General features: G+C 68.5%; 19 protein-coding genes and 1 pseudogene. 17 read left to right on the top strand and 3 right to left on the bottom strand.

Going from position 1 to position 25976, the window contains the following annotated elements:
- Positions 1-833: 833 nt before the first annotated feature.
- The 16 genes and pseudogenes from ACJH6H_RS20935 to ACJH6H_RS21010 form a co-directional block, all read left to right on the top strand.
- A pseudogene (locus ACJH6H_RS20935) lies at positions 834-1055 on the top strand (transglycosylase family protein); the annotation flags it as partial.
- 143 nt (positions 1056-1198) lie between these two features.
- Positions 1199-2008, top strand: a complete 810-nt coding sequence (locus ACJH6H_RS20940; protein ID WP_406775705.1) for an alpha/beta fold hydrolase — start codon at positions 1199-1201, stop codon at positions 2006-2008.
- A gap of 43 nt (positions 2009-2051) precedes the next feature.
- A complete protein-coding gene (locus tag ACJH6H_RS20945; RefSeq protein WP_406775706.1) occupies positions 2052-4031 on the top strand; it encodes an alpha/beta fold hydrolase in 1980 nt (659 codons plus the stop codon).
- 9 nt (positions 4032-4040) lie between these two features.
- The gene (locus tag ACJH6H_RS20950; RefSeq protein ID WP_406775707.1) at positions 4041-5300 is read left to right on the top strand and encodes a saccharopine dehydrogenase family protein; all 1260 of its coding nucleotides are present in this window, start codon (positions 4041-4043) and stop codon (positions 5298-5300) included.
- Between the two features lie 98 nt (positions 5301-5398).
- Positions 5399-6031: a DUF937 domain-containing protein gene (locus ACJH6H_RS20955; RefSeq protein ID WP_406775708.1), complete on the top strand. Its 633-nt coding sequence runs from the start codon at positions 5399-5401 to the stop codon at positions 6029-6031.
- A 52-nt stretch (positions 6032-6083) separates the two neighbouring features.
- The gene (locus ACJH6H_RS20960) at positions 6084-8753 is read left to right on the top strand and encodes a valine--tRNA ligase (RefSeq protein WP_212812312.1); all 2670 of its coding nucleotides are present in this window, start codon (positions 6084-6086) and stop codon (positions 8751-8753) included.
- Positions 8750-10186, top strand: coding sequence for a bifunctional folylpolyglutamate synthase/dihydrofolate synthase (locus ACJH6H_RS20965; RefSeq protein ID WP_406775709.1), 1437 nt, complete (start codon positions 8750-8752; stop codon positions 10184-10186). Before ACJH6H_RS20960 ends, ACJH6H_RS20965 begins: the two co-directional genes overlap by 4 nt.
- Positions 10183-10557 (top strand): DUF4233 domain-containing protein, encoded by a 375-nt coding sequence (locus ACJH6H_RS20970; protein ID WP_212812310.1) that lies wholly within the window; start codon positions 10183-10185, stop codon positions 10555-10557. The genes ACJH6H_RS20965 and ACJH6H_RS20970 overlap by 4 nt, the downstream gene beginning before the upstream one ends.
- Positions 10558-10606: 49 nt before the next feature.
- A complete protein-coding gene (gene ndk / locus ACJH6H_RS20975) occupies positions 10607-11017 on the top strand; it encodes a nucleoside-diphosphate kinase (RefSeq protein ID WP_406775710.1) in 411 nt (136 codons plus the stop codon).
- Between the two features lie 315 nt (positions 11018-11332).
- Positions 11333-14338: an Rne/Rng family ribonuclease gene (locus ACJH6H_RS20980; RefSeq protein WP_406775711.1), complete on the top strand. Its 3006-nt coding sequence runs from the start codon at positions 11333-11335 to the stop codon at positions 14336-14338.
- 192 nt (positions 14339-14530) lie between these two features.
- The gene (rplU, locus tag ACJH6H_RS20985; RefSeq protein ID WP_020102181.1) at positions 14531-14854 is read left to right on the top strand and encodes a 50S ribosomal protein L21; all 324 of its coding nucleotides are present in this window, start codon (positions 14531-14533) and stop codon (positions 14852-14854) included.
- An 18-nt stretch (positions 14855-14872) separates the two neighbouring features.
- Positions 14873-15130 carry a 50S ribosomal protein L27 gene (gene rpmA, locus ACJH6H_RS20990; protein WP_020102180.1) on the top strand — a complete coding sequence of 86 codons (258 nt, stop codon included), beginning with the start codon at positions 14873-14875 and terminating at the stop codon, positions 15128-15130.
- 80 nt (positions 15131-15210) lie between these two features.
- Positions 15211-16671, top strand: coding sequence for a GTPase ObgE (gene obgE, locus ACJH6H_RS20995; RefSeq protein ID WP_406775712.1), 1461 nt, complete (start codon positions 15211-15213; stop codon positions 16669-16671).
- Entirely contained in the window at positions 16668-17789 is a 1122-nt protein-coding gene (proB, locus tag ACJH6H_RS21000) for a glutamate 5-kinase (protein ID WP_212812306.1), read from the top strand. The genes obgE and proB overlap by 4 nt, the downstream gene beginning before the upstream one ends.
- Before the next feature lie 131 nt (positions 17790-17920).
- Positions 17921-18544, top strand: a complete 624-nt coding sequence (locus tag ACJH6H_RS21005; RefSeq protein WP_020102177.1) for a PIG-L deacetylase family protein — start codon at positions 17921-17923, stop codon at positions 18542-18544.
- A gap of 4 nt (positions 18545-18548) precedes the next feature.
- The gene (locus ACJH6H_RS21010) at positions 18549-19856 is read left to right on the top strand and encodes a protoporphyrinogen/coproporphyrinogen oxidase (protein ID WP_406775713.1); all 1308 of its coding nucleotides are present in this window, start codon (positions 18549-18551) and stop codon (positions 19854-19856) included.
- Here ACJH6H_RS21010 and ACJH6H_RS21015 read toward each other — a convergent pair.
- Positions 19832-20671, bottom strand: coding sequence for an NAD-dependent protein deacetylase (locus ACJH6H_RS21015; protein WP_406775714.1), 840 nt, complete (start codon positions 20669-20671; stop codon positions 19832-19834). The genes ACJH6H_RS21010 and ACJH6H_RS21015 overlap by 25 nt on opposite strands.
- 58 nt (positions 20672-20729) lie before the next feature.
- Between ACJH6H_RS21015 and ACJH6H_RS21020 the strand changes: the two genes are divergently transcribed.
- Positions 20730-22772 carry an NAD(+) synthase gene (locus tag ACJH6H_RS21020; protein WP_406775715.1) on the top strand — a complete coding sequence of 681 codons (2043 nt, stop codon included), beginning with the start codon at positions 20730-20732 and terminating at the stop codon, positions 22770-22772.
- A 305-nt stretch (positions 22773-23077) separates the two neighbouring features.
- On the opposite strand, the gene ACJH6H_RS21025 is transcribed toward ACJH6H_RS21020, so the two are convergent.
- Together ACJH6H_RS21025 and ACJH6H_RS21030 are read right to left on the bottom strand one after the other, a co-directional pair.
- Positions 23078-24685: a DUF222 domain-containing protein gene (locus ACJH6H_RS21025; protein ID WP_406775716.1), complete on the bottom strand. Its 1608-nt coding sequence runs from the start codon at positions 24683-24685 to the stop codon at positions 23078-23080.
- Positions 24686-24777: 92 nt separating this feature from the next.
- The gene (locus ACJH6H_RS21030; protein WP_406775717.1) at positions 24778-25956 is read right to left on the bottom strand and encodes a DUF2306 domain-containing protein; all 1179 of its coding nucleotides are present in this window, start codon (positions 25954-25956) and stop codon (positions 24778-24780) included.
- Between the last annotated feature and the right edge of the window lie 20 nt (positions 25957-25976).

A 25976-nucleotide genomic window follows, 5' to 3' on the forward strand; every position in this document is an offset into this window, starting at 1 on the left:
ACTGTGACATTCGCGAATTCGTAACCTGTTGCAGTGCAACAGGTTTGGTTGTTCACCAGCGTAGGTGGTCGGTTAACGCTGCTCGAACAGCGCGCATCGGACGCATGAAAAGTGCTGATTGGCGGCGGTGTCGAGCGGCGCTGGCGAGTCCCGCGGGGATTGACGCGTCCGTCGGCAGCGAACTGCGGCGCCGGTGCAACTGGATTTCACCGGGCGACACGCCGGATGTTTAGCGGCGGCACTGCCAAAATGTGCCGCTGACCTGCGACAACTGTGACTCGTGTGAATTGAATTCTGTGTGCCACGCCACAATTTCATGGTGACCTCTATCACGAAATGTTGCCGAACCGTGATTTGTTAGGGGTGCTTTATACATCGCGTGACCTGCTTATGTTCCTCTCAGGTTCGGCTGTGATCTGCTTGTTATCTGGCTGGGACCGGTTCGACATTGCCGCGCGAATTCTTGCTACGGTCCTCGTGCTGCTCCAAGAGAGCAAACAACTGAAAAACCATGAACCTGCGTGTGAGCGGGATCGCGGTGGGACCAGAGCAGATGGCCTGTTGCCCGTGGCGTCCGCCGGCCTCGAGCCCGGACCGATCAAACCGCCCCCGCTGTCGTGTCCGACCGAGACGACACGATTCAGCCCCCTAACGCCTGCCCGGCAGGCAGCAGTTCGCACCGCCTATGCGCGGGCGATGTTTGGCGCGCGCTCGGCGAGAGGAACAACGTGAAGAACATCCGCACAACGCTTGGACTGGTTGCCGTTGCTGGGGCAGTTGCTGTGGCCCCGATGGTCATCGGAACCGGTACCGCGAATGCGGACGGCGGCCACAACTGGGACGCCGTTGCAGCCTGTGAGTCTGGTGGCAACTGGTCCATCAACACCGGCAACGGTTACTACGGCGGGCTGCAGTTCAACCTCGGCACCTGGCGTGCCAACGGTGGTTCGGGCATGCCCCACACCGCCAGCAAGGACGAGCAGATTCGAGTCGCCGAGAACGTCGCCGCCCGTCAGGGCATGGGCGCTTGGCCGGTCTGCGGCCGTCGGGGCTGATTCCCGAAGGCTCAGGGCGCCACAACCGCGCCGACGAGACAAGCAGAGGGCGCCGGACCACAAGGTCCGGCGCCCTTTGTCGTCGTCACCGCCGTTGCCCCGGCGTCCACGGATGATCCGTCACTTGATGAAACTATGGGGACATGGGCACGCATGACATCGCGACCGGCCTCGGCACCCTGCAGGTCCACGTCAGCGGCTCCGGTGCCCCGATTCTCCTGATGCCGAGCCTGCTGACCGATCACACGCTGTACGACGCTCAGGTGGCGCACCTCTCCGCCCGATACACCACGATCGCGGTCGACCCGCCGGGGCAGGGGCGCAGCGAGCCGCTGCGCAGCGCCTTCACCTTCGCGGACAGCGCCAGGGCGTATATCGACGTCCTGGACGCGCTGGGGCTGCCGTGGGCGCACCTCGTCGGCAATTCGTGGGGCGCCATGATCGGCGGCACGATGTCGGCGACGTTCCCCGACCGGGTCGGGTGTGCGGTCCTGCTCAACGGCACGGCGTCCGAGGGGCCTCGCTGGGACCGTCTGCAGCTCGCGCTCGCGGCCCGGATGACCCGGCTGGCCGGGCGCCCACTCCTCGTGCGGTCGACGGTCGTGCCGCGCTTCCTCGGGAAGACGACGCGGCGGCGGCGTCCGGATCTGGTCGCCGGGCTGGTGACGATGATCAAGCGCAACGATGCCCGGTCCGCCAGCTTCGCGGTGGAGAGCATCGTGGTCAGGCGTCCCGACCAGCACGCGCTGTTCGGCCACATCGCCGTCCCGACACTGGTGGTGGCCGGTCGCGAGGACGCAAGCTTCCCCGTCGCCGAGGTACGCCGGATGGCCGAGGCGATTCCGGGCTCGGAGTTGGTGGTCCTGGATCGGATCGGCCACCTGGCCGCCTATGAGGCGCCCGACACCGTCAATGCCCTCATCGACGACTTCCTCGACCGCCACCCCAGGTAATGATCGCGCGAGGCGGCGCCCCGTCATGTGCTAACAACGGAGCATGGCCCTGACACCGTTCGACGACCTGGATACGTACTTCTCACTGCCCCGGGTGTCCGGGCTCGCGGTCTCACCCGACGGCCGTCGCGTCGTCACGATGATCAGCGAGCTGAATTCCAAGGGCACCGAATTCGTCACCGCGGCTTGGGAACTCGACCCCGACGGTCAGCGCGAGGCGCGCCGGCTGACGTACGGAGCCAAGGGGGAGTCCCAGCCGGCCTTCACCGCGGCCGGTGACCTGCTGTTCGTCGCGGCCCGTCCCACCGACACCGACGACGACCCGCCGGCGGCGCTGTGGCAACTGCCCGCCAACGGCGGTGAGGCACAACGACTTCTGGAGCTGGCGGGCGGCGTCACGGGCGTGCACGCCGCCCGCGCAGCCGACGTCGTCGTGGTGACGGCGCCGATGCTCCCGTCGGCCGGCACGCCCGAGGACGACAAGCGGCTGCGCACCCTCCGCAAGGACAAGAAGGTGTCGGCAATCCTGCACACCGGGTACCCGGTGCGGCACTGGGACCACGACCTGGGTCCCGATCACGCGCACTTGCTCCGCGTCGAATCGGGTGCGGCCCATGACATCACGCAGCAGCCGGGGATGGCATTGAACGAGGCCGCAGTCGACGTCAGCGCCGACGGCAGCTTCGCCGTCGCGTCGTGGCAGGTCTCCGCTGCGGGGGCCGCACTGCGCAGCGTGCTGGTCCGCATCGACATCGCGACGGGGGAGCGCACCGTGATCGCCGACGACCCGGGTGCCGACCTGGGGCACCCGGCGATCTCGCCCGACGGCACCACCGTCGCGTACCTGCGGGAGACGCACTCGACACCCGAGCAGGCGCCGCGGATCACCCTGTGCCGCCAGGTCTTCGGTGCCGAGCCGGTGGAGCTCACCGGGCACTGGGACCGCTGGCCGGCCTCGGTGACCTGGTCGCACGACGGGTCGGCCCTGCTGGTCACCGCGGACGACAACGGCCGGGCGCCGATCTTCTCCGTCGACCCGTCGAGCGGCGTGGTCACCCAGCTGACGCGCGACGACTTCGCGTACGGCGAGGTGCGGCCCGTCGCCGGTGGTGCGCTGTATGCGCTGCGCAGCAGCTACCTGACGCCGCCGCATCCGGTCCGTGTCGACGCCGACGGATCCGTCACCGTGCTGCCGTGCGTCGAATTTCCGGCACTGCCAGGCGAATTGGTCGAGCTGACGGCAACCGCGGACGACGGCACGCCCGTTCGTTCCTGGCTGACACTGCCGGCCGGCGACGCGCCCGCGCCGCTGCTGTTGTGGGTGCACGGCGGGCCGCTGGGCAGCTGGAACACCTGGCACTGGCGGTGGAATCCCTGGCTGCTCACCGCGCTCGGCTATGCAGTGCTGATGCCGGATCCAGCGCTGTCCACCGGCTACGGTCAGGACTTCGTCCAACGTGGCTGGGGTGCTTGGGGTTTCGCGCCGTATACCGACCTGATGGCGGCCGTCGACGCGGCCTGCGCGCACCCGCGCATCGACGCCGGCCGGATCGCCGCCATGGGCGGCTCGTTCGGTGGCTACATGGCCAACTGGATCGCCGGGCACACCGACCGGTTCGCCGCCATCGTCACGCACGCCAGCCTGTGGGCGCTCGACCAGTTCGGGCCGACGACCGACGGCGCCTACTGGTGGGCCCGTGAGATGACACCCGAGATGGCCGAACGCAATTCGCCGCACCGCCATGTCGAGAACATCAGGACGCCGATGCTGGTGATCCACGGCGACAAGGACTATCGCGTCCCCATCGGCGAAGGACTGCGGTTGTGGAACGACCTGCTGACCCGGTCGGGGCTACCGGCCGACGACACCGGTGAAACTGTGCACCGCTACCTCTATTACCCGTCCGAAGGTCATTGGATCGCCGCGCCGCAGCACGCCAAGATCTGGTATCAGGTGGTGACGGCGTTCCTGTCCGAGCACGTGCGCAAAGAACACGTCGACCTGCCGGAGACCCTCGGTTAGGTTGGCACCATGACCGCACCGCAGCGCGAATTCGACATCGTCCTCTATGGCGCCACCGGCTTCGTCGGGAAGTTGACCGCCCAATACCTGGCCGAGAACGGAGGGCAGGCGCGGATAGCGCTGGCGGGCCGGTCGATGGACAAACTGGCCGCGGTCCGCGACTCGCTCGGCGCGGCCGGGCAGAACTGGGGCCTGATCCAGGCCGATGCCGCGTCGCAGCACACCCTCGATGCCATGGCCGAGCGGGCCCAGGTGGTCGTCACCACGGTCGGGCCGTACCTCAAATACGGCCTGCCACTCGTGGCAGCGTGTGCCGCCGCCGGCACCGACTACGCCGACCTCACCGGCGAGAGCCTCTTCATCCGCGAGAGCATCGACCTGTTCCACAAGCAGGCCGCCGACACCGGTGCGCGCATCGTGCACTCGTGCGGATTCGATTCCATCCCTTCGGATCTCACCGTCTACGCGCTGTACAAGGCGGCCGCGGCGGACGGCGCCGGCGAGCTCACCGACACCGACTACGTGCTCCGCGGATTCTCCGGTGGGGTATCCGGCGGCACCGTCGCCTCGATGCTCGAGCTGTTCACGCGGACGTCCGGTGACGAGGAACTGCGCCGGACCATGATGGACCCGTACACGCTGACAACCGATCGCGGTGCGGAGCCCGACCTCGGCCACCAGACCGACACCCCATGGCGCCGGGGCCGCGACATCGCCCCCGAACTCGCCGGCACGTGGACCGGTGCCTTCGTCATGGCGGTGGCCAACACCCGCATCGTGCGGCGCAGCAACGCACTGCTGGGCTGGGAGTACGGGCGCCGCTTGCGGTACGCGGAGCACATGAGCCTGGGGTCGTCGCCCATCGCGCCGGTGGCCTCCGCGCTGGGTACCGCGGCCAACGCGGCCGTCATGAACCTCGGCAGCCGATTCTTCAACAAGCTGCCCCGCGGCCTGATCGACCGTGTCGTGCCGAAGCCCGGGACCGGCCCCAGCGAGCAGGCGCGGGACAAGGGCTACTACCGCGTCGAGACCTACACCCGCACCACCAGCGGCGCCCGGTACCGCTCGGTCATGGCGCAGCAGGGTGACCCGGGCTACAAGGCGACCGCGGTGCTGCTGGGCGAGAGCGGGCTGGCGCTGGCCCTCGACCGCGACCGGCTGTCGGATCTGAAGGGCGTGCTGACGCCGGCCGCGGCGATGGGCGATGTGTTGCTGACGCGGCTGCCGGCCGCCGGCGTCACGTTCGAAACCGAGGCGCTGGGGCGCTGATTCGCGCAGCAAGCGCCGAAGTGCTGTGCCTCGCCGCCGACCCGGCTAGTGTCGGCGGCGAGGCGCTTCACACACATCGGTGACGAGGGGAACATGCCATGGCTGGTCTTGACGAACTGCTCAATCAGATTCCGACACAAGAGATTGCGGCCAAGCTCGGCGCTGATGAAGGGGAGGTGAACAGCGCCGTACAACAGCTGGTGCCGTTGCTGCTCGGCGGTGTACAGCAGACCGCGCAGGACCACCCCGACACCGCGGCCGGCCTCGAAAGCGAAGCCGCCGATCACGCGGCGAGCGGGCTGCTCGACGGTGGGGTGACGGTCGACCAGGTCAACCAGGACCAGGGCGCCGACGCCGTCGCGAAGATCTTCGGCGGCAACGACAGCGGCCAGGTGGCGTCGGCGCTGGCCGGCGGTGGCGCGGGTAACAGTGAGCTGATCCAGAAGCTGCTGCCGATCCTGGCGCCCATCGTGCTGGCGTACATCGGCAAGCAGCTCACCGGCGGCGGCGCAGCGTCCACTCCCGCGGCGTCCGGCGGCGGTGGTCTCGGCGACGTGCTGGGCAACATCCTCGGCGGCGCGCTGGGCGGTAACAACGCCGGCGGCAATACGAACTCCGGTGACAACCCGCTCGGCAGCATCCTGGGCAGCGTCCTCGGCGGTGGCGGCAACCAGGGCGCCGGCGGCGTGCTCGGCAGCGTCCTGGGCGGGCTGTTCGGCAACAAGAAGTAGGCCCCGAGGGGCAGTTTTACGTCCGGTCACCGGGTTTACCTAGAATTGGCCGGTGACTGCCAGCGATACGCCTGATCCCACGACCGTGAACGCGGCCGATGCCCTGCCCAAAACGTGGGATCCGAGCGCGGTAGAAGCTGACATGTACCAGGGCTGGGTCGACGCCGGGTACTTCACCGCCGACCCGACCAGCGACAAGCCGCCGTACTCCATCGTGCTGCCGCCGCCGAACGTCACCGGCAGCCTGCACATGGGCCACGCGCTCGACCACACCCTGATGGACGCGCTCACCCGGCGGAAGCGCATGCAGGGTTACGAGGTGCTGTGGCTGCCCGGCATGGACCACGCCGGTATCGCCACGCAGACCCTGGTCGAGAAGCAGCTCGCCGCCGACGGCAAGACCAAAGAGGACTTCGGCCGCGAGGGCTTCGTCGAGAAGGTCTGGGAGTGGAAGCGCGAGTCCGGCGGCACCATCGGCGGCCAGATGCGCCGCCTGGGCGACGGCGTCGACTGGAGCCGGGACCGCTTCACCATGGACGAGGGCCTGTCGCGCGCCGTCCGCACCATTTTCAAGCGGCTGTTCGACGCCGGCCTGATCTACCGCGCCGAGCGGCTGGTGAACTGGTCGCCGGTGCTGGAGACCGCGATCTCCGACCTCGAGGTGAAGTACGACGACGTCGAGGGCGAGTTGGTCTCGTTCCGCTACGGCTCGATGAACGACGCCGAGCCCCACCTGGTCGTGGCCACCACGCGACTCGAGACGATGCTCGGTGACACCGCCATCGCGGTGCATCCCGACGACGAGCGCTACCGCGCACTGGTCGGCAAGACCCTGCCGCACCCCTTCCTGGACCGCGACATCATCATCGTGGCCGACGAGCACGTCGACCCCGAATTCGGTACGGGCGCAGTCAAAGTCACGCCGGCCCACGATCCGAACGACTTCGAGATCGGACTGCGGCACAACCTGGCGATGCCGACCATCATGGACACCAAGGGCGCCATCGCCGGTACCGGAACCGAATTCGACGGCATGGATCGGTTCGAGGCCCGCGTCAAGGTGCGCGAGAAGCTGGCCGCCGAGGGGCGGATCGTCGCCGAGAAGCGGCCGTACCTGCACAGCGTCGGGCACTCGGAGCGCAGCGGCGAGGCCATCGAGCCGCGGCTGTCGATGCAGTGGTGGGTCAAGGTCGAATCGCTGGCCAAGGCCGCCGGTGACGCAGTCCGGAACGGCGACACCGTGATTCACCCGACCAGCCTGGAACCCCGCTGGTTCGCCTGGGTCGACGACATGCACGACTGGTGCATCTCCCGTCAGCTCTGGTGGGGACACCGCATCCCGATCTGGCACGGCCCGGACGGCGAGACCGTGTGCGTCGGCCCCGACGAGGAGCCGCCGGCCGGCTGGGAGCAGGACCCCGACGTGCTCGACACGTGGTTCTCCTCGGCGCTCTGGCCGTTCTCGACCATGGGCTGGCCCGACAAGACGCCGGAGCTCGAGAAGTTCTATCCGACAACGGTTCTGGTCACGGGCTACGACATCCTGTTCTTCTGGGTGGCCCGCATGATGATGTTCGGCACCTTCGTCGCCGACGATCCGGTGCTGGGCGGCGCGAAGGTGCCGTTCGAGAACGTCTTCCTGCACGGGCTGATCCGCGATCAGTTCGGGCAGAAGATGAGCAAGTCCAAGGGCAATGGCATCGACCCGCTGGACTGGGTCGAGACGTTCGGCGCCGATGCGCTGCGCTTCACCCTGGCCCGCGGTGCCAGCCCCGGTGGCGACCTGTCGATCGGTGAGGACCACGCCCGCGCGTCCCGCAACTTCGCGACCAAGCTGTTCAACGCAACGCGTTTCGCGATGATGAACGGTGCGGCGCCGGCTCCGCTGCCGGAAGCCGCTGAGCTCACCGACGCCGACCGCTGGATTCTGGGCCGTCTCGAAGAGGTCCGGGCCGAGGTGGACAACACGCTCGAGCGCTACGAATTCAGCCGGGCCTGCGAGGCGCTGTACCACTTCGCGTGGGACGAGTTCTGTGACTGGTACCTCGAGCTCGCGAAAGCCCAACTGTTCGAAGGTGGTTCGCGCGCCGAGCACACCAAGGCGGTCCTGGCCGCGGTGCTCGACGTGCTGCTCAAGCTGCTGCACCCGGTGATGCCGTTCGTCACCGAGGCGCTGTGGAAGTCGCTGACCGGTGGCGAGTCGCTGGTCATCGCGGAATGGCCGCAGGCCTCCGGTGTCGCGCTCGATCAGGATTCCGCGCAGCGGATCACCGACATGCAGAAGCTCATCACCGAGGTCCGCCGGTTCCGTAGTGACCAGGGCCTCAACGACCGGCAGAAGGTGCCCGCCCGCCTGGTGGGCATCAGCGAGGCCGACCTGGATGCCCAGGTGGCCGCGGTGACCTCCCTGGCCTGGCTGACCGAGCCGGCCGACGGCTTCAATCCCTCGGCGGCGGTGGAGGTCCGGCTGTCCAAGGGCACCGTCGTCGTCGAGGTGGACACCTCGGGCACCGTCGACGTCGCCGCCGAGCGGCGCCGGCTGGAGAAGGACCTGGCCGCCGCGCAGAAGGAACTCGCCCAGACCGCAGGCAAATTGGGTAACGAGGCGTTCCTCGCGAAGGCGCCGGAGGATGTGGTCGCCAAGATCCGGGCCCGCCAGCAGCTCGCCCAGGAAGAGGTCGACCGGATCAACACCCGGCTGGCCGGCCTGCCGTCCGCATGAGCACCCCCACACCCGACGAGATCGCCGAACTGCTGCAGGTCGAGTACCTGCTCGACCAGCGGTGGCCGGAGACCAAGATCGAGCCGAGCACCGTCCGGATCGAGGCACTGCTGGAGATGCTCGGTTCGCCGCAGCGCGGCTACCCGAGCATCCACGTGGCCGGCACCAACGGCAAGACCTCGGTCACCCGGATGATCGACGCGCTGCTGACGGCGTTCTCGCGGCGCACCGGCCGGACGACGAGCCCGCACCTGCAGGCCGCCACCGAACGCATCGCGATCGACGAAAAGCCCATCAGCCCAGCGCAATACGTCGCCACGTACACCGAGATCGAGCCGTTCGTCGAGATCGTCGACCGGCAGTCGGAAGCGGGTGAGCTGGGTGAGCCCGGCCCCAAGATGAGCAAGTTCGAGGTGCTCACCGCCATGGCGTTCGCCGCGTTCGCCGACGCACCCGTGGACGTCGCGGTCATCGAAACCGGCCTGGGCGGACGGTGGGATGCCACCAACGTCGTCGACGCGCCGGTCGCCGTCATCACGCCGATCGGCCTGGACCACACCGATTATCTCGGCGACACCATCGCCGCGATCGCGGGGGAGAAGGCCGGCATCATCGCCCGCCAGCAGCCCGACCTGGTGCCCGCCGGCACCGATCCCAGCACTGTCGCGGTGATCGCCCGCCAGGTCCCCGAGGCCATGGAAGTGCTGATGGCGCAGGCGGTTACGGCCGACGCCGCCGTGGCCCGTGAGGACTCCGAGTTCGCCGTGCGCGCCCGGCAGGTCGCCGTCGGTGGGCAGCTGCTGGAACTGCAGGGCCTCGGCGGTGTCTACACCGACATCTTCCTGCCGCTGCACGGCGAGCATCAGGCGCACAACGCCGTCCTGGCGCTGGCCGCTGTCGAGGCGTTCTTCGGCGCCGGTGCCGACCGTCAGCTCGACGTCGACACCGTCCGTCAGGGCTTCGCGTCGGTGACCACCCCCGGTCGCCTGGAGCGGATGCGCAGCGCCCCAACGGTGTTCATCGACGCCGCGCACAACCCGGCCGGCGCCGCGGCGCTCGCCGACGCGCTGCAGACCGAGTTCGAGTTCCGGTTCCTGGTCGGCGTCATCTCGGTGATGGCCGACAAGGACGTCACCGGCATCCTGGCCGCGCTCGAGCCGGCGTTCGACCTGGTGGTGGTGACGCACAACGGGTCGCCGCGCGCCATGGACACCGAGACGCTGGCGTCCCTGGCCGAGGAGACCTTCGGCCCCGAACGCGTCGTCACCGCACCGAACCTGCCCGACGCGATCGAGGCGGCGACGGCGCTGGTGGAGCAGTCGGGCAACGACTACGGCTCGTCCGACGGGTTCTCCGGCGCGGGCATGGTGATCACCGGTTCGGTCGTGACGGCCGGCGCGGCCCGCACCCTGTTCGGAAAGGACCCGGCATGACCGCCCCGAACCAGCCCGACCCCTGGAAGAGCTTCCGCGGCGTGATGGCCGGCACCCTGATCCTGGAAGTCATCGTGGTGCTGCTGGCGCTGCCGGTGGTGTCGGTGTTCCACGGTGGCCTGACGCCGCTCAGCAGCGGCTACCTCATCGGCATGGCGGTCGTGCTGGGCCTGTTGTCGGGCATGCAGGGCCGGTCGTGGGCGCTCTGGGTCAACATCGGGATGCAGTTCGTGCTGATCCTCGGCGCGTTCATCGACGTCACCATCGGCATCGTCGGCATCATCTTCCTGCTCGTCTGGGTCCTGATCGCGTACCTGCGGTCCGAGGTCAAGCGCCGCCAGGATCGCGGCCTGCTGCCCGGTCAGCAGTGAGCTGCGCCCGAATCGCTCGATTCGGTTACTGACTAGTACGCTGTCCGCCGTGACTGAGCAGACCCTTGTTTTGATCAAGCCCGACGGCGTCAAGCGCAACCTGATCGGCGAAATCATCAGCCGGATCGAGCGCAAGGGCCTGACCTTCGCTGCACTGGAGCTGAAGACCGTCAGCGTGGAGCTGGCGACCAAGCACTACGCCGAGCACGAGGGCAAGCCTTTCTTCGGTGACCTGCTGGAATTCATCACCTCCGGCCCGGTGGTGGCCGCCATCGTCGAGGGCCCGCGGGCCGTCGCCGCCTTCCGGCAGATCGCCGGCGGCACCGACCCGGTGGAGAAGGCCGCGACCGGCACCATCCGTGGTGACCTGGCCCTGATCACCCAGGACAACCTGGTGCACGGCTCGGATTCCCCGGAGTCCGCGGCCCGTGAAATCGCCCTGTGGTTTCCCGCTAACTGACACTGTGGTCCGCCGGTAGCTGAGCTACCGGCGGCACCTCGTCGGAGATTGGCCGACGATGTGGGATACTGGCCTACGGGTGACCTGCTTCATACCAGGAGCGGACGCCCGGATGAAGACTTAGACGACGCGACCACCCGGAGTAATCCGGGTGCGGCGCCGACCGTCCAGCCATCATTCAGCCAGGCACCGAGGGCTCCCCGTGGGCCGCTAGGTGCGAGACCACAACAATCTCGGGAGAAGTTCCCCGAGCCAATACAAGAAGCCCTCGCGTGGCCGCGTCGCACGACGCGCCCGGGGGCTTGAGGAGAATACGTGGCCGACGATGCCCAACTTGAAGCCCGATCCGAAGACGCCAGCAGCGCAGCGGAGCCGATAGAGCTCCCCGAGCGCCTGCGGATTTTCTCGCTCGCCCGGATCCTCGGGACGACCAGCAAGAAGATCACCGAGACCCTCGCCGGGGTCGACGGTAGGCCCCGCAACCCGGCGTCCACGGTGACGCGCGCCGAGGCCGAGCGGGTCCGTGACCTGCTGGGACTCGGTGGCGAGGCGACGCAGGACCCCGCACCGGCCGCGACCGTCGAGCCGGCGGCCGAAGTGCTGGTCGAGGTCGTCAGCGAAAGCACCGAAGTGACCGCCGAGGTCGCCGTCGAAGCCGTCGACGTCGCCGAAGCCGCCGTCGAGATCGCCCGCGAGGCGGCCGATGCCGGTGCCGCGGAGCCCGACGAAGACGAGCCCGAGTCCCGCCTGCTGCTCGAGACGGTCCCGGCGCCCGCTGCCGAGCCCGCCGACTACCTGCCGCTGTTCGTGGCGCCGCAGCCCGTGACATTCCGGCCGCCCGCCGAGCCCGACGACTTCGCCGACGACGACACCGCCGACGATGCGGCCGACGCCGCCGACGAGGGTGGCGAGGACGGCACCGACGAAGACGGCGAGCGGCCCGCCAACCGGCGCCGCCGTCGTGGCCGCCGGGGTCGTGGCCGCGGCCGGGGTGAACAGAGCAGCGACGACGCCACCGACGGTGACGCCGAAGGCGAGACGCAGGATGCGTCGGCCGAAGGTGACGAGGACACCGACGGCGAGGCCGACGAAGACGCCGGTGACGACGACGCGAACGCGTCCGACGGTGCCAGCCGCCGTCGCCGCCGTCGTCGCCGCCGCAAGTCGGGCGGTGCCGGCGGTGACGATGCCGACGGTGAGGCCGGTTCGCCCGACGACCCGCCCAACACCGTCGTCCACGAGCGCGCCCCGCGCACCAAGTCGGACAACAACGAAATCCAGGGCATCACCGGGTCCACCCGGCTCGAGGCCAAGCGTCAGCGCCGTCGTGACGGCCGGGACGCGGGCCGGCGCCGGCCGCCGATCCTGAGCGAGGCCGAGTTCCTGGCCCGCCGCGAAGCCGTCGAGCGCGTGATGGTGGTGCGCGACAAGATCCGCACCGAACCGCCGCACGAAGGTGCCCGGTACACCCAGATCGCCGTGCTGGAAGACGGCGTGGTGGTCGAGCACTTCGTGACGTCCGCCGCGTCGGCCAGCCTGGTCGGCAACATCTACCTCGGCATCGTGCAGAACGTGCTGCCCTCGATGGAGGCGGCGTTCGTCGACATCGGCCGGGGCCGCAACGGTGTGCTCTACGCCGGTGAGGTCAACTGGGAGGCTGCCGGCCTCGGCGGCAACAACCGCAAGATCGAGCAGGCGCTCAAGCCCGGCGACTACGTCGTCGTCCAGGTCAGCAAGGACCCGGTCGGGCACAAGGGCGCGCGCCTCACCACGCAGATTTCGCTGGCCGGTCGCTACCTGGTGTACGTGCCGGGGGCGTCGTCGACCGGCATCAGCCGCAAGCTGCCGGACACCGAGCGCCAGCGCCTGAAGGAAATCCTCAAGGAGGTCGTGCCCGCCGACGCCGGTGTGATCATCCGCACCGCGTCCGAGGGCGTGAAGGAAGAGGACATCCGCGCGGACGTCAACCGGTTGCAGGAACGCTGGACCGAGATCGAGACGACGGCTGCCGAGACCAAGGCCAAGGCCGCCGGCGCCGCGGTGGCGCTGTACGAAGAGCCCGACGTCCTGGTCAAGGTCATCCGCGACCTGTTCAACGAGGACTTCTCCAAGCTCGTGGTGTCGGGTGACGAGGCCTGGAACACCATCAACGGCTACGTGAACTCGGTTGCGCCCGAACTGCTTTCGCGCATCTCGCAGTACGAGCCCGCCGGCGGGCCCACGGGTCCGGACGTGTTCTCCGTGTACCGCATCGACGAGCAGCTGGCCAAGGCGATGGACCGCAAGGTCTGGCTGCCCTCGGGTGGCACCCTGGTGATCGACCGCACCGAGGCCATGACCGTCGTCGACGTCAACACCGGCAAGTTCACCGGTTCGGGCGGCAACCTGGAGCAGACGGTCACCCGCAACAACCTCGAAGCGGCCGAGGAGATCGTCCGTCAGCTGCGGCTGCGGGACATCGGCGGCATCATCGTCATCGACTTCATCGACATGGTGCTCGAATCCAACCGTGACCTGGTGCTGCGCCGTCTGACCGAGGCGCTGGCCCGGGACCGGACCCGCCACCAGGTGTCCGAGGTCACCTCCCTCGGACTGGTGCAGCTGACCCGCAAGCGGCTCGGCACCGGCCTGATCGAGGCGTTCTCCACGACGTGTCCGCACTGCGCGGGCCGCGGCATCATGCTGCACGGCGATCCGGTGGACACCGCGTCGGCGAACGGCCGGAAGGCCGAGGCCGCCGGCGGCGCCGGTGGTGGCGGCCGGCGCAGCAAGCGCGCCAAGAAGGCCGCGCCGCGCGCCGAGGAGACGCCGGTGGCCAAGGTGCCGTCGCATCCGCAGGGCGAGCACCCGATGTTCAAGGCCATGGCGGCCGCGAACGGCAAGCACGAGGACGAGCTCGACGACGAGGACGCCACCGAGGACACCGAGGGCCTGGCCGACGAAGCGGCCGACGGCGACGCCGTCGAGTCCGCCGAGGTGCTGACCGAGCTGGACGCCGACGAGGACGTCGAGGACGACGACGCGGACGAGTCGGAAGACGACGAGGACTCGGAAGACGATGAGCTCGAAGTCGAGCTCGACGAGGACTTCGAGGACGGCGACGACGACAGCGATGAGCTGGACCTCGACGACGACACCGACGAAGACGACGACTCGGACGAGGACGACTCGGATGAGGACGACGAAGACGACGAGGACGACGACGAGGACGAGGCTGATCAGCCCGCTGAACCGGTCGTCGCCCAGGTTCCCGTCGTCCGGCAGCGGCGCCGCGCTGCGGCCCGTCCCGCCGGTCCGCCGGTCGGAGGTGTCGATGGCTGATGCCGTGAGGGTCCACGCGGTTTGACCCTCGATTAACTGGTCACGTACCCTTGACCAGTTGTCGCCTGGCCGACACCGGCGACATGGAGAGCTGCGGACGCCCGCGCCGCTCCAACCTAAGACCCGCGCTCGCAGCCTTCGGGTGGCGCGCGCCCCGCAGTAGACGAAACGAAGAACAGAGGAACACCAACGATGGCAGCCGATAACGCCACGTACGCAATCGTCAAGACTGGTGGCAAGCAGTACAAGGTTGCCGTCGGTGACGTGGTCAAGATCGAGAAGCTCGACGCTGAGCAGGGCGCCTCGGTGTCGCTGCCCGTCGCTCTCGTGGTCGAGGGTGCGAAGGTCACCACCAGTGCCGACGCGCTGGCCAAGGTCGCTGTCACCGGTGAGGTGCTCGAGCACACCAAGGGCCCGAAGATCCGTATCCACAAGTTCAAGAACAAGACCGGCTACCACAAGCGCCAGGGCCACCGTCAGCAGCTGACGGTCGTCAAGGTCACCGGCATCAAGTAAGTAAGGGAGCGAACAGACATGGCACATAAAAAGGGCGCGTCCAGCTCTCGTAACGGTCGCGATTCAGCCGCCCAGCGACTGGGCGTCAAGCGTTTCGGCGGCCAGGTCGTCAAGGCCGGCGAGATCCTCGTCCGTCAGCGCGGCACTCACTTCCACCCGGGCGTGAACGTCGGTCGCGGTGGCGACGACACCCTGTTCGCCACGGCCGCCGGCTCGGTGCTCTTCGGCTCCAAGCGTGGTCGCAAGACGGTCAACATCGTCCCGGTCGAGGCTTAACCTTTTCCCACGAGGTGTGAAGCTGCCACGAGGTTTCGCCTCGTGGCAGCTTTTCTTTTTCTTGAGGGAGAGGACGTCAGATGGCACCCCGGTTCGTTGACCGTGTGGTGATCCACGCACGCGCCGGCAACGGCGGCAATGGCTGTGCATCGGTACACCGGGAGAAGTTCAAGCCGCTCGGTGGGCCGGACGGCGGTAACGGCGGCAAGGGCGGCAGCATCGTCCTGGTCGTCGACCCGCAGGTGCACACCTTGCTGGACTTCCACTTCCGCCCGCACGTCGACGCGCCGTCCGGTAAGCCCGGCGCCGGCAGCAACCGCGACGGCGCCGCGGGCGCCGATCTCGAGGTCCACGTGCCCGACGGCACCGTCGTGCTCGATGAGCAGGGCCGCATGCTGGCCGACCTGGTGGGCGCCGGTACCCGCTTCGAGGCCGCCGCGGGTGGCCGCGGTGGGCTGGGCAACGCCGCGCTGGCCTCGCGGGCCCGCAAGGCGCCCGGTTTCGCGCTGCTGGGGGAGAAGGGCGAGATCCGGGATCTCACCCTCGAACTCAAGACGGTCGCCGATGTGGGCCTGGTCGGTTTCCCGTCGGCCGGTAAATCCTCTCTGGTGTCGGCCATCTCGGCCGCCAAGCCGAAGATCGCGGACTACCCGTTCACCACACTCGTGCCCAACCTGGGAGTGGTGTCGGCGGGCGACAACACCTTCACCGTCGCCGACGTCCCGGGCCTCATCCCCGGTGCTTCGGAAGGCCGCGGCCTGGGCCTGGACTTCCTGCGGCACATCGAGCGCTGCGCCGTGCTGGTGCATGTGGTCGACTGCGCGACCCTCGAACCGGGCCGCGACCCGATCTCCGACATCGAGGCGCTCGAGGCCGAGCTGGCCGCGTATACGCCCACGCTGCAAGGGGATTCGACCCTGGGTGACCTGGCCGAGCGCCCCCGCGCGGTGCTGCTCAACAAGATCGATGTGCCCGACGCCCGCGAACTCGCCGACTTCGTGAAGGACGAGGTGGCGGCCAAGTACGGCTGGCCCGTCTACGAAATCTCGACCGTGAGCCGAGATGGTCTGCGCCCGTTGACCTTTGCCCTGTGGGACATCGTCGCGGCATACCGTGCCGCGCAGCCGGTCGTGGCCCCGCGCCGGCCGATCATCCGGCCCGTCGCGGTCAACGAGACCGGCTTCACCGTCGAATCGGACGGCTCGGGCGGCTTCATCGTGCGCGGCACCCGGCCGGAACGCTGGATCGCCCAGACGGCCTTCGACAACGACGAGGCCGTCGGCTATCTCGGTGACCGCCTGGCGCGCCTGGGCGTCGAGGACGAACTGCTCAAGATGGGCGCCCGCGCGGGCTGCGCGGTGACCATCGGCGACGTCACGTTCGACTGGGAGCCGCAGACGCCCGCGGGTGTCGACATGCAGATGTCCGGTCGCGGCACCGACATTCGCCTGGAACAGACCGATCGCGTCGGGGCCGCGGAACGCAAGGCGGCCCGTAAGGAGCGCCGTCGGTCAGCGGAGGATGCCGAGGAAGACCTGTGACGCAGGGCTCCGGCACGGTCTCGGCGCATCGCGAGGCCGTGCGCACCGCACGCAGCGTCGTCGTCAAGATCGGCACCACGGCCCTGACCGCGCCCAACGGCATGTTCGACGCCGGCCGGCTGGCTACGCTGGCCGACGCCATCGAGAAGCGGATGAAGGCCGGTTCGGACGTCGTGATCGTGTCGTCCGGCGCCATCGCCGCGGGCATTGAGCCGCTCGGTCTGAGCCGGCGCCCGACGGACCTGGCCACCAAGCAGGCCGCGGCCAGCGTGGGGCAGGTGGCCCTGGTCAACTCGTGGAGCGCGGCGTTCGGCCGGTATGACCGGACCGTCGGGCAGGTACTGCTCACCGCCCACGACATCGCCCAGCGCGCGCAGCACAACAACGCGCAGCGCACGCTGGACCGGCTCCGGGCGTTGCACGCGGTGGCGATCGTCAACGAGAACGACACCGTGGCCACCAACGAAATCCGGTTCGGCGACAACGACCGGCTGTCGGCACTGGTGGCGCAGCTGGTGGGGGCCGACGCGCTGATCCTGCTGAGCGACATCGACGGTCTGTATGACTGCGACCCCCGCAAGGGCAACGCGCGCTTCATTCCCGAGGTCGCCGCGTCGGGTGACCTCGACGGCGTATCGGCGACCGGGGGCAGTCACCTGGGCACGGGCGGTATGGCCTCCAAGCTGTCGTCTGCGCTGCTGGCCGCCGATGCCGGTGTGCCGGTCCTGCTGGCGGCCGCCAGCGACGCTGCCGCCGCGCTGACCGACGCGTCGGTGGGTACGGTCTTTGCGGCGCGTCCCGAGCGCATGTCGGCGCGGCGGTTCTGGGTGCGCTACGCGGCCGAGACGACGGGGACCCTGACGCTGGACGCCGGCGCGGTGCGGGCCGTCGTCGGGCAAAGAAAATCGTTGCTGCCCGCCGGGATCACCGCGGTTGCCGGGCGCTTCCACGGCGGCGATGTCGTCGAGCTGCACGGTCCCGACGGCACCGCGGTGGCGCGGGGCGTCGTGGCCTACGAAGATTCCGAGCTCGCGGGCATCATCGGCCGGTCCACGCCCGAACTGCCCGTCGAGCTGCGCCGACCCGCGGTGCATGCCGATGATCTGGTAGCAATTTGACGTCGACTTCGTGTGTATTTGGCTAGAATCGACGCCTCGTTCGGTGTTTTCCCTGCTGGAGAAGGCCTACCCATTAAATTAGGGTTATGCTGCCTTCGACACCTGACGCAGCAAACAGAATTGAGGGGGCGATGGCGAGACAGTCCGTGCTGGCGGTCGGCGCGCATCCCGATGACATCGAACTGGGCTGCGGGGGTGCGCTGGCAAAGCATGTCGCGGCCGGCGACCGGGTCACGATGTTGGTGGTGACCCGCGGCGAGGAGGGGCCCGGCGACTCGCAGGAGCGGGTGCGTGAACAGCTCCGCGCGGTGGAGGTGCTCGGCGTCCACGAACTGCTGTGGGGTCAGGGCTTCGGCGACTGCCGCGTTTCGCTGCAGGAGTTCGAGCTCGTCCACCTGATCGAAGACGCCATCGAAAAGTCTTCTGCCACAATCGTTTACACCCACACGGCCAACGACAGTCACCAGGATCACCGGGTGGTCTCGCGGTGTACTCTCGGTGCCGCGCGCTGGGTGTCGTCGATCATGACGTACGGCGGACCGTCGGCCATCGGTTTCAATCCGACGGCGTTCGTCGACATCTCCGACTCGCTGGACAAGAAGATCGAAGCCCTGATGTCGCACGTGTCGCAGGCCGAGGCCAGCGAGAAGGTCAGTGCCTCGTGGGTGCGCAGTTCCGCTGAGCACTACGGCTTCCTGTGCCGCCGGGCATTCGCCGAGGGCTTCGAACCGGCCCGACTGGTCGTCGATTTCTGACCCTGTGCCGACCTTTCTCATTGTCGGCGCCGGCCCGACGGGGTTGGGCGCTGCCGTCCGGCTGACCGAACTCGGGGTCGACCATCTGGTGGTGGATGCCGGCGATCAGGTCGGCGGCATGGCCACGTCGGTCCGCGACGAACACGGCTTCACCTGGGATCTTGGCGGCCACGTGCTGCACAGTCACTTCGCGGAGTTCGACCGCGCGGTCGACGCCTCGGGCGTGAAGATGAACGACGTCGCCCGTAACGGCTGGGTGTGGCTCGAGGGCAGCGGGCCGCAGAGTCTGGTGCCCACACCCATCCAGCAGCAACTCGCCGAGATGCCGACCGACCTGTACCCGGATGCCCCGCTGCACAACCTCGCCGACTATTACCGGAACAATTTCGGTGGCAAACTTTTTGACGAGTTTTTCGGCCCCTACAACTACAAGATGTGGACGGCCCCACTCGAGGACATCGACCACGAATGGACGTCGTTGCGCAGCGGCAGCGCCGCGCCGAACGTGCCGCGCCTCGGTTTGGCCGGTTCGGCGCCGGCAGCCGCGGGCAGTTTTCCCTATCCGATCGGCGGCACCGGTGCGCTGTGGCAGGGCGTGCACGATCAGCTGCTGGAGCCCGGGACGGTGCGGCTGCGCACCCGGGTGGTCGACGTCGACGTCGTGCGGCGGGTCGCCACCCTGGACGACGGCTCGACCGTCGGGTACGACCACTGTGTCAGCTCGGCGCCGTTGACGACGGCCTGGGGCTGGCTCGGTGGCGCCGGCGCCGAAGGGACGGCCGAGCGAAACAGCTTGTGCGCCAGTCGCATCTACGCGGTCGGATTGGGGTACCGCGGTGCGGCGCCGGAGGCGCTGGCCGACAAGACCTGGCTGTACTGCCCCGACCTGGGCGTGCCGTGGTACCGGGCCACGATGCTCAACAACTACGACCCAGCCAACGCCGGCGACGGCCGCTGGAACGTGCTGTGCGAGGTCCCGCTGCTGCCCGGGCAAACACTGACCGCCGACGACGCGGTGCGGCGCACCGAGGAGTCACTGCGGGCGCTGGGGGCCGAGTCGGCGTACGTGGTGAGCCGGTTCGTGCGGGAAGTGCCGATGGGCTATCCGGTGCCGACCCTGGGCCGTGACGACATCGTGCGGACCGTCGACGAGCGGCTGCGCGCGCACGGCATCCACAGCCGGGGCCGCTTCGGTGGCTGGCGCTACGAGTCGTCGAATCAGGATTACGGCTACATGCAGGGCCGCGAGGCCGTGGACAACGCGTTGTCCGGCACACCCGAGGACGTCTACTGGCACCCGGACAGGTTCTGAGCCGGCAGTTCACTGGCCAGCAGGGCGAGGATTTCCGAACAGCCACTGTCGATCTTGACCGTGGCCAGGTCGTCGCCCCGGGTGGGCCCGCGGTTGATGATCGCGACGGGTTTGCCGGCCGCCGCGGCGTGCCGGACGAACCGGTAGCCCGAGTACACCGTCAGCGACGAGCCCGCGACCACCAGCGCGTCGGCGTCGTCGACCAGGCCGTACGCCTGTTGCACCCGGTCTTTGGGCACGCTGTCGCCGAAGTACACGATGTCGGGCTTGAGGATGCCGCCACAGCGCGGACAGTCGAGGTACCGGAATGTCGCGGTGTCCTCGACCGTCGCGTCGGCGTCGGGCGCGACGCCGATACTGCCGACTTCGGCGCGTTCGGTGAACCCGGGATTGAGCCGTTCCAGCTCGACGGCCAGCGCGGCGCGGGTCATGGTGTGGCCGCAGCTCAGGCAGACGACCTGCGCGTACGTGCCGTGCAGGTTCACCACCGTCTGGGAACCGGCCTTGGTGTGCAGCAGGTCGACGTTCTGGGTGATGACGCCCGTCACCAGCCCGGCCCGTTCCAGGGCGGCCACGGCGCGGTGGCCGGCGTTGGGCCGGCGGGCAGCCATGTGCCGCCACCCGATGTGGTTGCGGGCCCAGTACCGCTGCCGGAATGCCGGACCGGACAGGAACTGCTGGATGGTCATCGGATTGCTCGGCGGCGAGTCCGGCCCGCGATAGTCCGGAATACCCGAATCGGTGGAGATGCCGGCGCCGGTCAGCACGGCGAGCCGCCGGTCGGCCAGCAGATTGACCAGTTCAGGAGCCTGCACCTCATCGAGGGTAGGCCGTCCACGGAGTTGCACCACGTGTCGATGCAACAATCGAGACGTGGACTTCTACTCCGCCTACCGGCACGGATTCGTCCGCGTCGCCGCGTGCACGCACCACACCGCACTCGCGGACCCGGCGACCAACGCCGCGTCGGTGCTGCGCATGGCCCGCGAGTGTCACGACGACGCCGTCGCACTGGCGGTGTTCCCGGAACTGACCCTCTCGGGGTACTCGATAGAGGACATCCTGCTGTCGGACACGCTGCTGGAGTCGACGACCGAGGCGCTGGCGTCGATCGTCGAGGCATCGGCCGACTTGCTGCCGGTTCTGGTGGTGGGCGCGCCGCTGCGGCACCGGCACCGCATCTACAACACCGCGGTGGTGATCCACCGCGGTTCGGTACTCGGCGTGGTGCCCAAGTCGTACCTGCCGACCTACCGCGAGTTCTACGAATCGCGTCAGATCGCGGCCGGCGATGATGCCGAGGGCACGATCCGGCTGAACGGTATCGACGTGCCGTTCGGCCCCGACCTGTTGTTCGCCGCCGCTGATCTGCCGAATTTCGTGCTGCACGTGGAGATCTGCGAGGACATGTGGGTGCCGGTGCCGCCGAGTGCGACGGCCGCGCTGGCCGGTGCGACGGTGCTGGCGAACCTCTCCGGCAGCCCCATCACCATCGGCCGGGCCGACGACCGCAAGCTGCTGGCCCGCTCCGCGTCGTCGCGATGCCTGGCGGCGTACGTGTATGCCGCCGCGGGGGAGGGTGAGTCCACAACAGACCTGGCCTGGGACGGCCAGACCATGATCTACGAAAACGGCGTGCTGCTGGCCGAATCCGAGCGTTTTCCGTGCGGCGAGCGACGGTCGGTGGCCGACGTCGACACCGAGCTGCTGGCCGCCGAGCGGTTGCGCATGGGGACGTTCGACGACAACCGGCGCACCTTCGCCGACCGGACATCGGATTTCCGCCGCATCGAGTTCACGCTCTCGCCGCCGGCGGGCGACATCGGCCTGCTCCGGGAGGTCGAGCGCTTCCCGTTCGTGCCGGCGGATCCCGCGCGGCTGCAACAGGATTGCTACGAGGCGTACAACATCCAGGTGTCCGGTCTGGAGCAGCGCCTGCGGGCGCTGAACTTCCCGACCGTGGTGATCGGCGTGTCCGGCGGGCTGGACTCCACGCACGCGTTGATCGTGGCGGCCAAGGCGATGGACCGCGAGGGCCGGCCGCGCAGCGACATCCTGGCCTTCACCATGCCGGGTTTCGCGACCGGCGATCGCACCAAGAACAACGCGACCGCGCTGGCGAAGGCGCTCGGAGTCACGTTCTCGGAGTTGGATATTCGGGACACCGCGCGGCAAATGCTGGGCGAGATGGGGCATCCGTTCGCCCGCGGTGAGGCCGTCTACGACGTGACGTTCGAGAACGTGCAGGCCGGCCTACGGACGGACTTCCTGTTCCGGTTGGCCAACCAGCGCGGCGGCATCGTACTGGGCACCGGCGACCTGTCCGAGCTCGGCCTGGGCTGGTGCACCTACGGCGTCGGCGACCAGATGTCCCACTACAACGTCAACGGCGGGGTGCCGAAAACCCTGATCCAGCATCTGATCCGGTGGGTGATCTCCTCGGGTCAGTTCAACGCCGACGTCAACGAGGTGTTGCAGTCGGTGCTGGACACCGAGATCACCCCGGAGCTCGTTCCGGCGACCGACGGTGAGGCAGTCCAGAGCAGCCAGGCCAAGGTGGGACCGTATGCACTGCAGGACTTTTCGCTGTTCCAGGTGTTGCGGTACGGCTTCCGGCCGTCGAAGATCGCATTCCTGTCCTGGCATGCGTGGCACGACGCCGACGCCGGTGACTGGCCGGCCGGCTTCCCGGACGACGAGCACGTCGCCTACTCGCTCGCCGACATCCGGCACTGGCTGAAAGTCTTCGTCCAGCGGTTCTATTCGTTCAGTCAGTTCAAGCGGTCGGCGCTGCCGAACGGCCCGAAGGTGTCCGCCGGCGGCGCGCTGTCCCCGCGCGGGGACTGGCGGGCGCCGTCGGACATGTCGGCGCGCATCTGGCTCGACGAGATCGACCGTAACGTGCCGGAGGCCTGAACGGGCCGGCGTTCCTGACCCCGCAGCAGAAAACCTACCCTGATCATCCACGGCACGGTCGACGACCTCATCACGCTCGATCCGGCGAGCCCCATCCAGAACCAGCTCCTGGCGAGCGAGACCTCAACTGACTGGACCGCTTCCAATGGGTCGACCAGGATGGGCAGTTCTACACATCCGACGTGATGCCGACCGACCCGAGTTTCCACGGCACCCCGATCAACTCGCCTCGACCACGCCGTACCAGAGCTTCACGTCGGCCGGGTCATCAACGTGTCCTCGGTGGCCGTGTAGCCGCACCGCCTTCAGAACGGTGGTGAGCTGTCGCCGTCGATGAGTTGTTGGGCGAGTTGGAGTTTGGCTTCGGCGGTCGACTCCGACGCCAGGAGCTCGGCCCAATTGAGTTTGCGCTCGTGCCGGGTACGTCGAGCGCGGTCGCCGATGCGGGTGCGCCGGCGGGTGGGCATCATGAGGTCGCGACCGGGTTGATCGCTGGTGGTCGCCGTAGCCGATGGTGGCGGCGCTGCCGATGGTGGCGGCGCTGCGGTAGGGAAGTGCCTGTCGGGAAACAGGATTCGGCTACCGGGCACGGTCGTGTAGGTATGCCCGGTGGGTGCGGTCCACACGATGGTGCCGTCCTGGTTCTGGCGGGTGTGCCATCCGGTCGCGCCGCTGTAGAACGTTTTGACCAGGTGATGCTTGCGGCACTTCGGGCTGAGATTGCCGGGATGCGTGGCTCCGGCCGGCCAGGGGATGGTGTGGTCGAGGTCGGCGTCCACGGCGGGGCGGTCGCAGCCGGGGTGCATGCAGGTGATGTCCCGCATCCGCACGTAGTGGTCGAGCGCGGTCGACGGCCGGTACCGCGGTTGCCCGTCGGCCGGAACCTGCGGCGTGGTAACCGTTTTCACGCTGGCGCCGCGGGCGGCCAGGTCTGCCATGACCACCGCGGGTATCACCGGCCCGCCGGGCAGATAGCCGACCGCGCTCTGGTCGACGACAGGCTCGGGCTCAGGCAGAGGCGCGAGTGCCTCGGCGACCGGGGTGTCTGCAGTGACCGGCGGCGCGGCCTCCGGCGCGTCGAGCAGAGGATCGCTGATCGGTTGTGGCGCAGTGCCAGTCAAGACATTTATGACGACGGCTGCGGCGCGCGGATCGGTACCGGCCGCGGGGCAGTCGGGTTTGCCGCAGTGGCAGGGCAGCCGATCGCCACGGACGGCCAGGATGCCCAACGCGTCGGCGCGGCGCTGGGCGAGGCTGCGGGGATCGTCGTCGCAGACCTCGTAGGCCATGGCGGTGAGGGTGCGCTTGAGCAGTTCGGCGTCGGTGGTCAGCAACAGAGCCCAGACCGAGGTGACGCCTGCGGGGTCACCCGGCTTGCCGAACTCGACATCGCGACCGCGGACGGCGTTACGGGTGCGACGCACCGCGGCCGGGTCGAACTTCTCGATCCAGCTGTCGATCTGCCGGATCGTGTCAGCTTTCGACAATGGACCCCATTCGTGCGCGCTGCCGGCCATGGCGGTGTCGATGAGGGCGAGCGTTGCGGGGTCTTGCACGAGCTCGGTGTGCCAGCAGATCAGGGTGACCAACGGAAGTGATAGGTCCCCGCGCGCCAACAGGGCGCCGACGAGTGGGAGCCGGTCACGCAGTGCGAGCGCGAGGTGCATCTGACTGGCGGCTTGCCAGCGATTGATCGTCAGGGCTGCGCCGATTTCGCACGCCGCGGCGTCCCAGCCGTCGCACGCCCATAGGTCGCGGTCCTCGTGGTCGATGCAGCGGCGGTGGGTGAGTTCGGCGATGGCAGCCAGCCGGCGGGCGGCACTCTGGGCTTCGGCCCGTGTTGCGCTGGTCATCGTGTCGACCAGGGAAGCGTCGTCGGCTTCCCTGGTTTCGATCACCAGTTCCTCGTACATATGTTCGATTTTAGCGATCTCGACCGCTTCAAACTATGTGGCAGGCGCAGATTGTGGATGAATCGCGTTCTGTGGATAACTTGCCCCCGCGCTCACGCGGCGGCGAGCACGTTCGGCTCATCAAGGTCGTCGTCGGTCCGACGCTGAGACCGCGCGGCCGCATGCACCACCAGCGCGAAGGCGACGGTGATCGGGATGACCGGGCCGTCCATGCCGCCGGCGAGGACGGCGTCGGCCGTCGTGAAGGCCGGCGGCACGATCTGCGCGTACAAGGCGGCCGCCGTCGGGGCCGCGGCGAAGCCCCACAGCAGCCAGCGCCACTGCCGTTCGCGCGCCACATCGCCCGCGGCGCGGGCACGGAACACCCCACGCGCGGCGATCGCGAGCGTGATCCAGGCCGGTACGAGATGAAAGAGCGCGAGGCTGTGCGGAATCGGCGCCGGCAGCCGCATCACGAGGCCGGCGTAGGCGAGTGAGCCGACAATCGCCAATCCCGCGGCAGCGCCGTACATCCACCTTGGAGTCAAACACCTTGGCGTCGAACCGATTTGGGTGTCGGGTGACGATCGTTGCGTCAGCATGAACGCGAACACCGCGCTGCCGGGCGCGGCGACACCGAGGACGATGGAGCCCACGCCGATGTTGGTCAGCAGATCGTGCTGCGGGATCAGCGGCTGAATCCCGATCCAGATCACCCGCAGCAACGGCGCTGTCATCATCAGGGCGATGCCGTAGGTCATCCAGGCCCGGTGTGTGATCACGTCGCGGCGGCGGATCGCGTAGACCGCGTACCACGCGCTACCGAGGGTGCCGATTGCCAAGGCGCGCAACTGCGTTTCGAATGCCGGGCCGATGAAGTGCTGAGCCGGCGGCGTGACGTACAGGAACACCAACGCGGTCAGCATGCTGACCGACATCAATGCCAAATAGCTGCGGCCGGTCCAGCGGTGTACCACCGGCCAACGGGTGCGCAGTCGCGACGAGAACTGAAACAGCCCCAGCGTCAAGGCAAGTCCGGCCAGCGTGGTGTGCACCATGAGCACCACGCGATGCTCGGCGTAGGCGCCGTGGCGTACCGATTCGACCGACCCGTCACCGATCGCGTAGTGATCACCGTTGATGACGGTGTTGACGGCGTCCTGCCAGCGCGCCAAGCCGGGGGCGAAAAGTGGCCAGGTGTAATTGAGTGCGAGCGGTACATAGAAGACGGCGATGGCGACCGTGAGCACGAAGAATCGCCGTGACACCGCGATTCCCTTGTGACCGTCCATTTGAACGTCAGATTCTAGGA

The sequence above is a fragment of the Mycobacterium sp. SMC-21 genome, from assembly GCF_045310825.1.
Classification (GTDB): domain Bacteria; phylum Actinomycetota; class Actinomycetes; order Mycobacteriales; family Mycobacteriaceae; genus Mycobacterium.

Excerpts from the sequence above, each read along its gene's own strand:
- ACJH6H_RS20940 (WP_406775705.1), top strand. The coding sequence starts at position 1,199 with ATGGGCACGCATGACATCGCGACCGGCCTCGGCACCCTGCAGGTCCAC.
- ACJH6H_RS20945 (WP_406775706.1), top strand. The coding sequence starts at position 2,052 with ATGGCCCTGACACCGTTCGACGACCTGGATACGTACTTCTCACTGCCC.
- ACJH6H_RS20950 (WP_406775707.1), top strand. The coding sequence starts at position 4,041 with ATGACCGCACCGCAGCGCGAATTCGACATCGTCCTCTATGGCGCCACC.
- ACJH6H_RS20955 (WP_406775708.1), top strand. The coding sequence starts at position 5,399 with ATGGCTGGTCTTGACGAACTGCTCAATCAGATTCCGACACAAGAGATT.
- ACJH6H_RS20965 (WP_406775709.1), top strand. The coding sequence starts at position 8,750 with ATGAGCACCCCCACACCCGACGAGATCGCCGAACTGCTGCAGGTCGAG.
- ACJH6H_RS20970 (WP_212812310.1), top strand. The coding sequence starts at position 10,183 with ATGACCGCCCCGAACCAGCCCGACCCCTGGAAGAGCTTCCGCGGCGTG.
- rplU (WP_020102181.1), top strand. The coding sequence starts at position 14,531 with ATGGCAGCCGATAACGCCACGTACGCAATCGTCAAGACTGGTGGCAAG.
- rpmA (WP_020102180.1), top strand. The coding sequence starts at position 14,873 with ATGGCACATAAAAAGGGCGCGTCCAGCTCTCGTAACGGTCGCGATTCA.
- obgE (WP_406775712.1), top strand. The coding sequence starts at position 15,211 with ATGGCACCCCGGTTCGTTGACCGTGTGGTGATCCACGCACGCGCCGGC.
- ACJH6H_RS21005 (WP_020102177.1), top strand. The coding sequence starts at position 17,921 with ATGGCGAGACAGTCCGTGCTGGCGGTCGGCGCGCATCCCGATGACATC.
- ACJH6H_RS21025 (WP_406775716.1), bottom strand. The coding sequence starts at position 24,685 with ATGTACGAGGAACTGGTGATCGAAACCAGGGAAGCCGACGACGCTTCC.
- ACJH6H_RS21030 (WP_406775717.1), bottom strand. The coding sequence starts at position 25,956 with ATGGACGGTCACAAGGGAATCGCGGTGTCACGGCGATTCTTCGTGCTC.